The 12,757-nt window shown below is 69.3% G+C and carries 8 protein-coding genes; all 8 read right to left on the reverse strand.

Going from position 1 to position 12,757, the window contains the following annotated elements; translation table 11 throughout:
- Nucleotides 1-19: 19 nt before the first annotated feature.
- A complete protein-coding gene (locus tag EEJ42_RS24735; RefSeq protein WP_123103005.1) occupies nucleotides 20-553 on the reverse strand; it encodes a phage baseplate assembly protein V in 534 nt (177 codons plus the stop codon).
- A 29-nt stretch (nucleotides 554-582) separates the two neighbouring features.
- Nucleotides 583-1,722 carry a hypothetical protein gene (locus tag EEJ42_RS24740; RefSeq protein ID WP_123103021.1) on the reverse strand — a complete coding sequence of 380 codons (1,140 nt, stop codon included), beginning with the start codon at nucleotides 1,720-1,722 and terminating at the stop codon, nucleotides 583-585.
- Nucleotides 1,715-2,083, reverse strand: coding sequence for a LysM peptidoglycan-binding domain-containing protein (locus EEJ42_RS24745; protein WP_123103007.1), 369 nt, complete (start codon nucleotides 2,081-2,083; stop codon nucleotides 1,715-1,717). The genes EEJ42_RS24740 and EEJ42_RS24745 overlap by 8 nt, the downstream gene beginning before the upstream one ends.
- A 5-nt stretch (nucleotides 2,084-2,088) precedes the next feature.
- Nucleotides 2,089-2,775 carry a hypothetical protein gene (locus EEJ42_RS24750; protein ID WP_123103009.1) on the reverse strand — a complete coding sequence of 229 codons (687 nt, stop codon included), beginning with the start codon at nucleotides 2,773-2,775 and terminating at the stop codon, nucleotides 2,089-2,091.
- A gap of 26 nt (nucleotides 2,776-2,801) precedes the next feature.
- Nucleotides 2,802-3,377 carry a suppressor of fused domain protein gene (locus tag EEJ42_RS24755; protein WP_123103011.1) on the reverse strand — a complete coding sequence of 192 codons (576 nt, stop codon included), beginning with the start codon at nucleotides 3,375-3,377 and terminating at the stop codon, nucleotides 2,802-2,804.
- 12 nt (nucleotides 3,378-3,389) lie between these two features.
- Nucleotides 3,390-10,544: an eCIS core domain-containing protein gene (locus tag EEJ42_RS24760; RefSeq protein ID WP_123103013.1), complete on the reverse strand. Its 7,155-nt coding sequence runs from the start codon at nucleotides 10,542-10,544 to the stop codon at nucleotides 3,390-3,392.
- On the reverse strand, nucleotides 10,541-10,852 hold the full coding sequence (locus EEJ42_RS24765; RefSeq protein ID WP_123103015.1) for a hypothetical protein: 312 nt from the start codon (nucleotides 10,850-10,852) through the stop codon (nucleotides 10,541-10,543). Before EEJ42_RS24765 ends, EEJ42_RS24760 begins: the two co-directional genes overlap by 4 nt.
- Nucleotides 10,843-12,757, reverse strand: a 1,915-nt coding sequence (locus EEJ42_RS24770; RefSeq protein ID WP_148082027.1) for an ATP-binding protein, incomplete at its 5' end; no start/stop codon positions are given. The genes EEJ42_RS24765 and EEJ42_RS24770, both read right to left, overlap by 10 nt.

Consider the following 12,757-nt stretch of genomic DNA (forward strand, 5'->3'; position numbering starts at 1 on the left):
CGCTGCGCTTATCGCTTCTCTATCGCTTCTTGGGCACGGTCAACCGGCCCTCGTTGATGTCGACTTGGTCTCCGACCAGCGAAATAGACGCGCCCTGGCCGTTGTTGATGTGCACACCGGCCGCGTCGATCTTCACGTAGGCGCCGCCGGGCGCCTCCAGCAGAATCCCGTTGGACGGCACGTCGGACATCACGATCTTGTGCTTGCCCGGCGTCTGGATCACGACCGGGTGCGCGGTCGCCGGATCCGACCGCGCGTCCTCCGGCAGCTGGTCGTTCGCCCCGAACCAGCAGCCCGTCCAGATGGGGAAGCTCGGGTCCCCCTGCTCGAACTCCACCCATACGCCCGCCCCGACGGACGGCACGACGTACTGCCCGGCGGGCCGCTGCTGCTCCCCGGTGAAGGGGAAGCAGGGCATGGCCCACGTGGACGGCTCGTCGCCGAGCACGTCCGGCACGTCGGCGGTGATCCGGCCGATCCCGAGTGGATCCCGGTTGTCACGGACCCGTCCCCGGTACTTGCCGAGGAATCGGTTGTTCGGTGCAGCTGCCATGGATCGGTGCTCCTGGTCCTTCTTACGTATCAGGGGCGGACGGTGGAGCTCCGGGCCACCATCCCCTCGCGGGAGAGCGTGAAGTTCTGCTGGTACGAGCCGGGCCGGAGGTTGTGGGTGACGGACTTGACGTAGTAGTCGCCGTCGTACGTCACCCCGGCGCCCCGCACCCCCACCAGCTGACGCGGCTGGAGGATGTACCCGTGCCGGTTCACGTCGAGCGATCCGGAGCCCGAGATCGCGTCGGCGGACGTCGCGGCCCGGGCGAGCGCCTCGGCGCCGGCCTGCCCCGGGTCCTTCTTCGCCGTGCCGGTCAGCGTCTTGCGCTTCAGCGCGGGCGTCGCCCGGCGGCCGAGCGGCGGCCGGAGCGGGCTGATGTCGGGCTGCGGGAGCAGCGTGCTGTCCCGCGTCCTCGGATCCTGCACGCGCGCCTGCGGCTCCTCGCGGGCGGTCCCGTCGTAGGCGAAGGTCAGCTGGTCGACGGTGGAGTTGACGTCCATGTTGACGTTCAGGGCGTGCTGCCGCTGACCGATCCGCCGCTCGGGGCCCCAGAAGGCGGTGGAGCGCCCGGGCACGGGACCGGGGGTGAGATAGAACGTGTACCCGTTGGCCTTCGCCAGCTCGTTCACGTACTGGAGATCGGTCCCCGTCTGGTAGTCCACGCGCTGCCGGGCGTTGGGCGGCTGCTGGATCTGCTCGCGGATGATCTCCGTATCGATCCCGTAGTCCGCGTACTTGGCGAGAATCCGCTCGACGCGCTGCGAGGGGACCAGGTTGGGGTAGCGGTCGGTCCGCTCCTCGAGGTCCATCAGCAGCGTCAGATCCTCGCCGGTCACGGTGAGCGTGGTCTGCCCCGGCTGGTTGCTCGCCCCGACCTCCTGCCGCACGATCAGCCCGTCCAGCAGCACGGTCGGCGTCCCCTTGACCGCTGCCGAAACGATCACCCGGGTGCGGGGGTCGAAGAACCCCTCGGGCAGCAACCGCTGGATAATCATCCCCCTCTTCGTCAGATCGAACGCGATCTGAAATCCGCTCCGTTCCCCCGCCGTCATCGTGATCTGCACGGACAGCACCGCCTCCGTCACCTCGGGCGGCACCGGCCGGGCCAGCTTGGGCCCCATCCGCATCTCCAGATGGATGGGCCCCTGCCCCACGGGCTCATCAGCCACGGCCACCCCCCGGGAACCCGCCCGGCAACGGAATCTCGATCTCCCGCCCGGGCTCAGCCGTCAACTCCCGGGGATCGAGGGTGGGATTGGCGTCGGCGATCTGCCACCACTGCCCCGGGTCCCCCACATACCGCTGCCCCAGCTGATCGGGCCGCTCCCCGCTGCTGACCGTGTGCGGCACGGTCTCCTCGGCGGCCTCCGCCAGCGGCGGCAGCAGCCTCCGCTTGGCATACCGCACCTGGGTCCCGTCGGGCTGGGTGTGCACCCCGATTTCGGCGTCGTGGTACCGACTGGTGCGGGGGTAGGGGTGCGACCCCGGTATCGCGTCCAGCGCGCTCTCGTACGGCTCAATCCCGGCCATGTCTGCTAGGCCCTCCCCACTCCGATGTCCCCGCTGTTCAACCCCATGGCCCCCAGCGCCCCGCCGCGCGCCGCCCCGGCGAGCCGCTCCTTCTGCGCGAGATGCGCGAGGTACAGCTCGGCGCCGCGGTGCCCGGCGGGCAAGTCGCTGACGGTCAGCACCTTCATGCCGATGCTGAGCGAGGCCCGGATGGGGTTGAGGTTCACGTCGAAGGCCGACTCATTGACGGACAGCTCGGTGAGGCGGACGGGCATGACCCGCTTGCTCCCCCACGTGAACAGCGTCAGCGGCATCTCGATCGGGCTGATCTCGATGGTGCCCTTCTTGCTGAGATGCGAGGCGGCGCGGAGCTGGGCGGTGGTCGGCTGCACCAACATCTCCAGCACCGCGAGGTGCGGGTGGATCCCGTCGGGCGCGGGCACCTCGAACTGATCCGTCGCGTCGATCTCCGCCGTGAACTTCCACGTCTCCTGGGCAGGGCCCTTCAGCCGGAGAGCCTCGTTTCTGTCCCCGCTTCCACTGCCCCCTCCGCCGCTATCGCCTCCGGCGCCGGCGGACTGGGGCGAGATGGAGCGCTCCAGGGTGTCGGGGTTGAACTGCAACACGATGATGCGCTGTGGGGTGCCGCGTTCCGGGTCGACGATGACGATGCCGGAGCGGATGGGCTTGGGTATGTCTGCGTATCGGGTCATTTACCCTACTCTCCCGTTTTGTGTTCTCAGTTTTCAGGAAGCGGGATTTCATCACGGAACAAGTCATGGAATTCCGGGTCATGTCGAACCACTTCGTCCTCGAATCGCTCCCAGCCCTGCCGACTGACGAACTCAGCTTCCTTTCTAGTAATGGGAACAAGCCAGGTAATCACGACTTCAACCCCACCCTCGATCCGCACCGCGGCGAATTCCTTGTCATAGTAAACGGGAATCGCGGCATAAAAAGCCTCAATTTTACTTCCCGGGAGAATTGGATCGCGCGGACCAATCACATCACCTCGCAGCAGAGCCTCGTCCTCCCTGATCAACTCGAGGCCAATCTGCTGGAGAATGCCCGGATAAGGTCCGTCCGTGTATTTTGAATCGACGGAGATGAAGATTTCCTGATGGATAATCCGGCCAGAAGTGCGCGAGATCAGATCCGTCTGACTTAGACCCACGGTCGCATAGCTGTCAATGTCAGGCATAGGACCATCACCGAGACAGGCCACCTTGAAAGGCATCGGCCGACCACTCTCGTTGTAGCTCCATCCGTGCCTGATGGCGCCGAGCCTTTCCTCCAGGTGTTCAATCAGTTTCATGTCTCTTCTCGCTTATATGGAAACGACGGTTTCGTCTTCCAGAAGATCATCGTTCGCCTGCCTACTCCTGTTACATGGCGCACACTCAAGCCATACACCCTGCTGATATGCCTCCACAAACCCTTCTCGATCGAGGTCCGGGGGGAACTGGCGATTGGTCCACGAAGGTGTATGGCTACCGTCCCAGTCGCGCGGTACGTGCTGATTCTTCTGGCCAGGCTTCCTGTGATCAGGAAGCTCCCTGCCCTTGCTATCGACCTTTTCATGCTTCTTATATCTGGTGTTCTTGGTATCCGGTGCCACCTTGATGAGGACATCGCATCGCGGCCCACGAGTGGGGCAAACTCTCCATTCCGACTTCGGTGCCTCCCCCCTCTTCCGCTTCGTTGTCCGGACCAGATCGGGAACGACGTCGACCGCCCGGTCAGCGTTGTCCCACGCTTTCTGAATCGTTTCCTTCCTAAAGCTTGCCCGTCCGGTCTTGTGCCTCGGGTTGTTGCTGCCCCGCAGCATGCCGTCCTCGTCAAGCGTATCCGGATCCTGGTCCGGCCTCTGCACGGTCCTGCCGCCTTCTCCTCGCTTCTGAGGAAGGAGCGACTCGAGTTCCTTTTTAAACTGCTCCTTCGCCTGGTCCGTGCGGAACGTCTTCCAGTCCTTGGGGTCGGAGACTCCAAATTTCTTCTCAAGAGCTTCTCGTACGCTCTTCATTCGACTTCTGAATTCGGCATCCGACTCGGTCCCGCGATACTTGTTCCACGTGTCGGGATCGGATATATCCAGGGCGTTCTCGATCGTCCTCTGAAGTTCAGGACCAAGCATTTTGATCCCGGTCGTAACCCCTGCTGTGGGGTTGAGGTGGGCTTCGATCGAGAACCGCTCCGAGCCCTCGCTCCGCAGGCTCGTGAGCCGGTACCAGGACCGCATGGCGAAGAGGGCGGCGTCGAGCAGTCCTTGCGGAACTCTCTGGTCGAGCATCCTATTCACTCTTGGTCGGATCCTCGCGACGATCCGTCGGAGCCGGTCCGTCTTCGACTCGGGCGAGTTCTCCTTCTTACGAGTCTTCTCACGCTTCTGCTGCTTCTGTTGACGCCTCTGCTCCTCGCGGCGCTGATGCTGCTTCTTCAGCAGGTCCCGACGGCGCTTGTAGGCGTCGCGCATGCGGCGGATGTTGTTGGTCAGCTTGCGGCCGAGGTCGCGGCCCTTGCCCAGCAGGCGGCGGCCTGCGCGGCGGGCCCTGCCCAGGGCGGACTTGACCGTTTGGCGCGCGCGGCGGAGGGCGCGGCCCGGGCGGGATTCGCCCTCGCGTCGGGGCTTCTTCTTGGTGCCCTCGGTTTCGCGACGGCGGTCGGTGTCCCTGCGGCGGTCCGCGTCGGGGCGGTCGCGGTCGTTGTCCCGGCGGCGGTCCGCGTCGGGGCGATTGCGGGCGTCGTCCCGGCGGCGGTCGGCGTCCCGGTCCCTCCTGTTGGCGTCGGGGCGGCGGTCGCGGTCCTGGTCGCGGTCCGGGCGGCGGGCGTCGGGGCGGTTGTCCGTGGGGCGGCGGGAGTCGTTGCGGGTGCCCGGGCGGGTGGTGTCGCGGTCTTCGCGTCGGCGGCGGTCCGGGCGGCGGAGGGTGTCGCGGGCCACCCCGCGGCGGGGCGTGTCGTCGCCGTCGCGGGAGCGGAGCTTGCGGTTGGCGTCCCGGAGGCGGCGGCGGGCGAGGTTGACGTCCTTGCCCTCCTCGCGGCGCTCCTCCCTGCGGTCCTTCTTCTCCTCCTGCTTCGCCCGGCCGCGCTGCTCGTGCGGCTTCGGCCTCTTCTCCGGGGCGGGCCGCTTCTCGGGGCGGGCCTCCTTCTCCGGGTGGGAGGGCCGTTTACGGGGCGCCGGCTTCTTGCGGGGCGAGCGGGGCTTGTTGGCGCGCGGGGCGGGCTTCTTCTTCCGCATGGTCTTCGCGATGCCGCTCAGCGACTTGCTGACCTTGCCCATGTACTTGCCGACGCCGCTGATCAGCGCCTCGTAGACCAGCTCCAGCAGCGCGACGACACCGGCGGCGACGGCCTTGGCGAACATGATGGCGGCCTTCGCGCCACCGGCCTTCACGGCCTTCAAGTACTCCATGAACGTGCCGAAGGCGCGCAGGATCTCGCTGAGCGCCCCCCAGGCGGTCTGGAGCGCGTCGATGATGGCCATGACCCAGCCGGCGCCGGGGATGAGCTTGGCGACGACCTTGGTGATGACCAGTTCGCCGATGATGAGGGGGAGTTGGGGGACGGCGGCGTCCCAGGCCATCTTGGCCATCTCCTCCTTGCTCATCCCGCCCTTGATGAGGGTGTTGAAGGTCTCCAGGGGGATGCCGATGATCTCCTGGACCTTCTGGTTGAACCACTCCTTCACCGCGGCCTTCACCTCGTTGAAGAGGTGGTCGCGGGCACCGCTCTCCGCGGACGCCTTGGCGTTGCTGATCCAGCCGCCGGGGTCGGTGACGATGTCGCTGGCGATCTGGGCCCATTCGCCGAGCCCCTTGAGCAGGGCGCCGCCGTACTCCATGGCCTTGGTGACGACGGTCTCGGCGACGGAGACCGCGGCGAGCAGTCCCTTCTCCAGCAGGTCGAGTCCGGCGGTCAGCAGCTTTCCGAGGCCGTCGAGGAGTTTGCCGATGCCCTTCTTCAGCGCGTCCGCGGCCTCGTTGACCTTCTTGACCGCGGCGTCGCGGACGCCGTCGATGGTGTTGCGCCACTTGTCGCGCATCGCCGGGTAGTTCTTGAGGAGTTCGTCCCCGAGGGCGATGAGGGCGTCGGCGAAGTCGTTGATCTGCTTGACGACCCAGTCACGGGCCTTGTCGATGAACTCGAAGACCTTCGTCTTGAACTCGTTGATGATGCCGGTGACGAGGTTGCGGGCCTTCTCGAAGATGCCCTTGATGGCCTTCTTGAGCTTGTTGAACTGCTCCTTGACCCAGTCGATGCCCTGGCTGATCCAGTTGCCCGACTTCTCCTTGTCGTCCTTCCGCTTGTTCTTGGCCTCCTTCTCGGCGTTGTCGCGCTTGTTGTCGATCTCCTTGTTGTCGTCCTCGGTGCGCTTGTCGACCTTCTTATCGGTGTCCTCCTTCTTGTCCTTGATGTCCTTGCGGGCCTTGTCGTACTTCTTGCCCTTCTTGCCCTCGATGTCCGCGGTCTTGTCGTCCTGCTCCTTGCGCCACTTGTCACGGGCGCCGGCCACGTCGGAACGGCCCTTGTTCCGCGCGTCCTCCTGCGTCTTGCCGTTGGAGGAGACTTCCTGTCGGACGTTCTTCTCGTGCCGCTGCTTGTCCTCCTTGGCCTTCTTCTCCTTGTCGGCCCGCTCCTTGGACATCTGCTTCTGGCCCTGCGCGAAGCCCCGCTTGATCTGCGGGCCGCGGTCGTGTTCGGCCACCGCGGAGACCGCCTCGACAGTGACGGGGCCACCGGCGCCCGGGGCCTTCCCGCCGCCCTTGGCGCCCCTGTCGGCGCCGCCCTTGGCGCCGTCGACCTTGGCCTCGAGGGTCTCCTTCGGCACGTCCGGGTAGATCTGGTCCTCGCCCATCGGGCGGGCGGCGTCCTCCCGACCGGCCTTCTGGAGCTCCTGGCTCTTGTCGTCGAGCTTCTTCTGCTGCTTGTCGGTGCGTTCCGGATCGGCGTCGGCGTCCGTGGGCAGCCTCGGTGCGTCACCGACGCGCGCGCCCTGGAGGCCGTCGTCGGTGGTCTTCAGGGAGTCGATGGAGTCGGCGACCTTGCCGGGGAGGATCCGCTTGATGATCTCCTTGAGGAGGGTGCCGCCGATGTCCCACCAGCTCGGCTCCTCCGCCTGGGACTCGGGCAGCTCACCCTTCGGCCGCTGCTCCCCGTTGATCTGCGGGGTCTTGCCCTTCGCCGCGTCGGTCTTGGCGACCTTCTCGTTGGTGTACTGACCCGGCGCGGCCGGTTTCGGGCCGCCGCGCAGGGTCTTGGGTGAGCCGGAGGGGCGCTCCATCTTCGGCGGGGCCTTCGCCAGCGCCGCCCGTTCCTTGCCGACGGACTTGTTGACCGCGCCGTCGACGCCCTTGATGGTCTGGAGCGCCTGGTGCGGCTTCAACTTGCCCGCGGACGCGAGACCGGCCTCGGGTGTGGAGTTGGAGACGTCGGGCGCGGGGCCGTCCTTCTTGCCCTTCAGCGGGGCGGGGCCGCCTCCGCCACCGCCCTTGGGGGCCTTCGGTGCCGGGCCGCCGCCGCCCTTGGCCGCCTTCGCCGACGCGGACTTCGACGCGTCGGCCTTGGGGGCGGAGGGCTTCGGCGGCGGGGCGGACCTGGCGGCCACGGGTTGGGCTGACTGCTTCGCGGCGGGCTTTGCCGCCTTCGCCGCCTTCTTGGCCTGCGGTGTCGGCTTCTCCTTCGGGGCCGGGGCGTCCGCCTTGGGGGCGGTCTCCTGCGGCGCGGCCGACTTCCCGGCGGCCTGCGAGACGGCCGGGATGCCGCCGCCTCCCTGCGCACCTCCACCCGCGCCGGAGCCCGCGCCCGTGCCTTCGGACACCTTCGGGGCCGCCGATGCGGAGGCGGACTCCTCCCCCGCGGCCTTGTCCTCCTCAGTGGCCTGGCCCTTGCCCGCCGAGGCCTCCTTCGTGGCCCCGTCGTCCTCCGCTTTCTCCCCCTGCTTCTCTGCGGAGGACGAACCGTCCGAGGATGCGGGGTCCTTGCTGCCGGAGTCGTCGGTGTTCTTCTCTTCTGAGGTCGACTTCGGGTCCTTGCCCGCACTGCTGTCGTCGGACTTCCCCCCGGAGGAATCGGAGTCCTTGCTGCCCTCGGCGGTCTTGCCCTCCTGCGAGGTGCCCTTCGCGCCGTCCTGCTTCTCGCCCACGTCCTTGCCGGAGCCGCCGGAGTCGGTGGCCTGGCCCCGCTTGTCCTCGTCGGCCTTGGCGAGCTTCTCGGAGGAACCGTCCTTGGAGTTCTCCCCCTCGCTCCGCTCACCGGACTCCTTGCCGGAGTCCTCCTCGGCGCGGCGCGTCTCGGCGTCGCGCGTACGGTCCTCGGCGCGCTCCTGCTTCGTGTCCGCGTCGCCGGGGTCGCCGTCCGCGTCGTCTTCCTTGTCCGCATCCTTGTCCGCGCCCGCTTCGGGGTCCGGGCCGACCTCCTGGTCGGCGGTCTTGCCGGACTGGAGATCCTTGTCGGCCTCGGCGTTCGCCTCGTTCTGCTCCGCCGGGCCGTTCGCGCCCTCCTCGGCGTCCTCCTCCGCGCGGGCGCCCTCGACCGCGTCGGCCTTCGTGGGCGGGGGCTTCGGCACGCTCGGGACGCCGTGCTTGCCCTGGACGCCCTGCGCCGCGCCGGGCTCCTTGCGGTCGCCCTCCGCGGGCTTTCCGGAGTCCGTAGCGGCACGGGCCGCGTCCTGGCCGCCGCGCTCCGGTGCGGCCGGGCTTCCGGCGGACGCGGTGCCCGGAGCCATCCGGTCCGCGGTCTGTACGCCGGAGACGTCCAAGTCGTCCTCGGGAAGGTGGTCCTGGGGCTTGATCTCGGTGTCCCAGGCGCTCTTCCCGGCGTCGTCCTGCTCGTCGTCCTTGTCCGCGTCGTCGTCGAGGGCGGCGGCCTCGTCCTCGCCGTCCTCCTCCAGGCCGAGAGGTTCGTCGTCCTCGGAGTCCTCCTCGTCGGCGGCGCGTTCGTCGTCCTTGCCGCGACCGCCCTGGCGGTCCTTCTCGCCCGGTTCCGCATCGCGGCGGTCGATGCCGCCGGAGGTCCTGGCGCTCTGCTTCCGGTTCTCCTCGTCGGCCTTGTCGCCCTCGCCGTCCCGCTCCCGTTCGGCGGTGGACTCGGCCTCCTTCTTCCCGGCTTCGCGCTCCTCTTCCTCGCGGTCGCCGGAGTCCTTCCCGTCCTCCTTGTTCTGCTCCTCCTCGTCCTTCTTCCCGGACTCCTCCTGCTCCTTCTTCTCTTCCTTCCCCTCCGCTTCCTGGTCGTCCTTCTTCTCCTGCTCCTCCTTCTCGCGGGCGTTTTCCTTCTGGGTCTTCTCCTCGTCCTTCTTCTTCTGTTCGTCCTTGTCCTGGTCCTCCCGCTGCTGCTTGTCCGCCTCTTCGGCGTTCTGCTCGCTCTCCTGCTGCTTGCCGTCCTGTTCGCGGGCGCTGCGGCCCTCGACGGACTCCCGCTCACCGGACTCGGTGCCGACGCCCTTGCCGGAACCGTTGGATCCCTTCGGTCCGGCCGCCCTGCGGCTGCCGCCCCCCGCGTCGCGGTCGGGGGCGTTCTCCCGGTCGGGGGCCTCGGCCTTGCGGCGTTGGGCGCGCTTGCGGCGCTCGTCCTTCGCCTTCTCCTTGTTCTCCTGAGCGGCCTGCGCCTCGGAGCGCTTCTGCTCGCGCTCCTGCTCGACCTGGTCGATGGTGTCGGGGATCGCCTCCGGCGCGAGGGCCCCGTCCATCGGCAGCAGCTGCGGCCCGCCCTGCTCGACCTCGTCCACCAGGTCCAGCAGCCGCCCGTACTCCGGCGAGGACAGGCGCACCTCGAGCCGGTCCAGCACCGAGTCCTGCAACTCGGGTGCCATACGGGCCAGTTCGGTGCGGACGCGCTGGGAGGCGTCCGCCGGGTCGCCGCGCAGCGAGCGCAGTACGCCGCCGACGAGGCGCTCCACCAGCCCCGCCGGGTCGAGCTTCTCCGCGCGCATGCGGTCCGCGTCGACGGTGGCGTAGCGCATCCAGGCGGGGGTGACCTCGCCCTTCTCGACCTCCACGGGCCGCGGGTCCTCGGCCGTGGCCTCCTGACGCATCAGCCGCCGCGCGGTCGACTCCGCCTCCTGCTCGGCGGCCTCCTGCGGCAGGCTGACGGCGCCGAGGTCGCGCCCGGCCGCCAGCGGGCCCGAGCCGTACGGGTTCTGGACGGTGTGCAGCAGCTCGTGCGCCAGGAGCCGCTGTCCCTCGGCCGTACCGGGGGCGTACGTGCCCTCCCGGAAGAAGATGTCCTGGCCGACCGCCACCGCGTCCGCGCCCAGCATCTCGGTGAGGTGGCCCGCGTCGCGGTCGGTGTGGAGGCGGACGCGGCTGAAGTCGTGGCCGAGCTGTTCCTCCAGCTCGCGGCGGACGCTCGCGTCCAGGGGCTGGCCGGCGCCGCTGACGATGTCCTTGGGCTCGGGCGTACGGGCCTTCGCGGTGCGTTCCTTGCGCTTGCGGCGCTTGGCGGACTGGGCCGCGCGGTCGTCCTGGGCTGCGGATTGGGAGTTGCTCATCGCATCGGCCCCCGTTTCTGCGTCTGCTGCTCGCCGCGCCCCGACAGGCCCGCGTGCACCGCGCGGGCCAGCGCCTCGCCCAGGCGGGCCGGGGAGGAGGTCCGGGGCAGCTTCGGCAGGCCGGAGAGCAGGTCGATGGCCTCGCCGTCGCCGGACGCGGCCAGCGGTACGCCCCGTTCCGTCACGAGCCGGGTCAGCTCGGCCTGGAAGGCGGCCGAGACGCGGTCCGGGTCGACGCGGTCGAAGCCGTCCAGCACCAGCTCGCCGATGTCCACCCGCACGGTGCGGGGTGCCTCGTTCAGACCCATCCGTGGACCTCCGAAGGCGTGAGCGAACGGTCCAGCTTCAGATACTCGGTGCGCGCGGCGGCCAGCATGTGCCTCATCTGGAGCCGGTCGCCCTCCTCCGCCGCGAGGAAGGCGCCCGACAGGGCGATGTTGCGGATGGAGCCGCCCGCCACGGTCAGTTGCGCGAGCAGCGCCGGGTCGATGTCCTTCATGGGCGCCTGCGCGGGCAGTACGCGGCTCCAGATCTCGGCGCGCTCGTGCTCGGCCGGGAAGGGGAAGTCGACGACGAAGCGGATGCGGCGCATGAAGGCCGGGTCGAGGGCCTTCTTCATGTTGGTGGTGAGGATGGCCAGGCCCCGGTACGCCTCCATCCGCATCAGCAGATAGCTGACTTCGAGGTTGGCGTACCGGTCGTGGCTGTCCTTGACCTCGCTGCGCTTGCCGAAGAGGGCGTCGGCCTCGTCGAAGAGGAGAAGGGCGCCGCCGCGTTCGGCCGCGTCGAAGACCTTGCGGAGGTTCTTCTCGGTCTCGCCGATGTATTTGCTGACGACCTGGGAGAGGTCGATGATGAAGAGGTCGAGGCCCAGTTCCTTGGCCATCACCTCGGCGGCGAGGGTCTTTCCGGTGCCGGATCCGCCCGCGAAGAGCGCGGTGACGCCGAGTCCGCTGCGCAGGGTCCGGGCGAAGCCCCACTCCTGGTAGACGGTGCCGCGCTGGCGTACGTGGGCGACGATCTCGCGCAGGATGCGCGACTGCCGTTCGGCCAGGACCAGGTCGCCCCAGGTCGCCCGGGGTTCGATGCGGCGGCCGAGCTCGTCCAGGCCGATACGCGCTTCGGTGAGCCCGGCCCGCCAGGCCAGCTCGGTGGCGTTCAGCTCGTCCTCGTCCGGCAGGTCGCGGCGTACGGACGCGGCGGCGGAGCGTATGACGTGCGGCGGCAGCTGGAACTGCGCGACCAGCGAACGCAGGTGGGCCTCCTCGACCTCCGGTACGTCGGCGAAGGCGTCGGCCCAGAGGTTCAGCTGCTCCGCGTCGTCGAGGCGTGGCACGGTGACCCGCTCGCCGCGCGGCTGGGTGGTGGGGCGCGGTTCCTGACTGGAGACGACGAGGGGGACGGCGGCGCCCGCGATGAACGCGTCGGTGGCGGCGCTCTGTTCGCGGTCCATATCACCGGCCTCCAGGAGGAGGGCGGCGGGCAGCAGGATCGCCTCGCGCTGCCAGAGGCGGGCGAGGCGGTCGCGTTCGGCGGGGTCGGTGGGCAGGTCGTCGGCGGCCGCCGTGTACAGGCCGAGCCCGGAGCGGCGGGCGGCCGCGGCGGCGATGTCCGCCCGGGTGCGCGGGTCGCCGCCGACCAGCTCGACGCGGAGCGGGGCGTCGGGGCGGGACTCGGTCCACCCGGCGGCCACGCGGCTCGCGGCCAGGTCGTACGAGGCGGGCAGAGATGCCGGGACCGGTGTGCGGCGCAGCAGGCCGTGCAGGCGGGCGTCGAGGTAGGGCGAACCGGCGAGGAAGTGCAGGATGCGCTCGTCCAGGCGCAGCCGGGTGGTGGTCAGCCGGGTGTCGTCCTCCAGCTCGACCAGCCGCCAGCGGCGCAGCGGGGACACGGGGGTGAGCGCGCTCCAGTGGGGTTCCGTGAGCGCGGCGAGGGCGAGGGAGAAGGTGGGGTGGGTACGGGCCGGGTCGCCGCTCGCGGCGGCGCACCGGGCGCCGGTGGTGGGGTCCAGTTCGGCGGCGGCGGTCAGGAGGATGACCTCGCGCTCGAAGGCGCTGAGGCCGAAGCGGTCGGCGAGTGCGGCCAGTGGGGCGGGGATGGGCGGCGCGGTGCGGGGTGACCTCTCGGCCGGTCCGGGGTTCGCAGCGCCCTCGGCGCCCTCGTTCGCCGCGCCGGAGGGGCGCGCGGGCCGCCCGGCGGCAGGGGCGGGGGCC

Source organism: Streptomyces botrytidirepellens (genome assembly GCF_003721215.1).
GTDB classification, from domain to species: Bacteria; Actinomycetota; Actinomycetes; order Streptomycetales; family Streptomycetaceae; genus Streptomyces; species Streptomyces himastatinicus.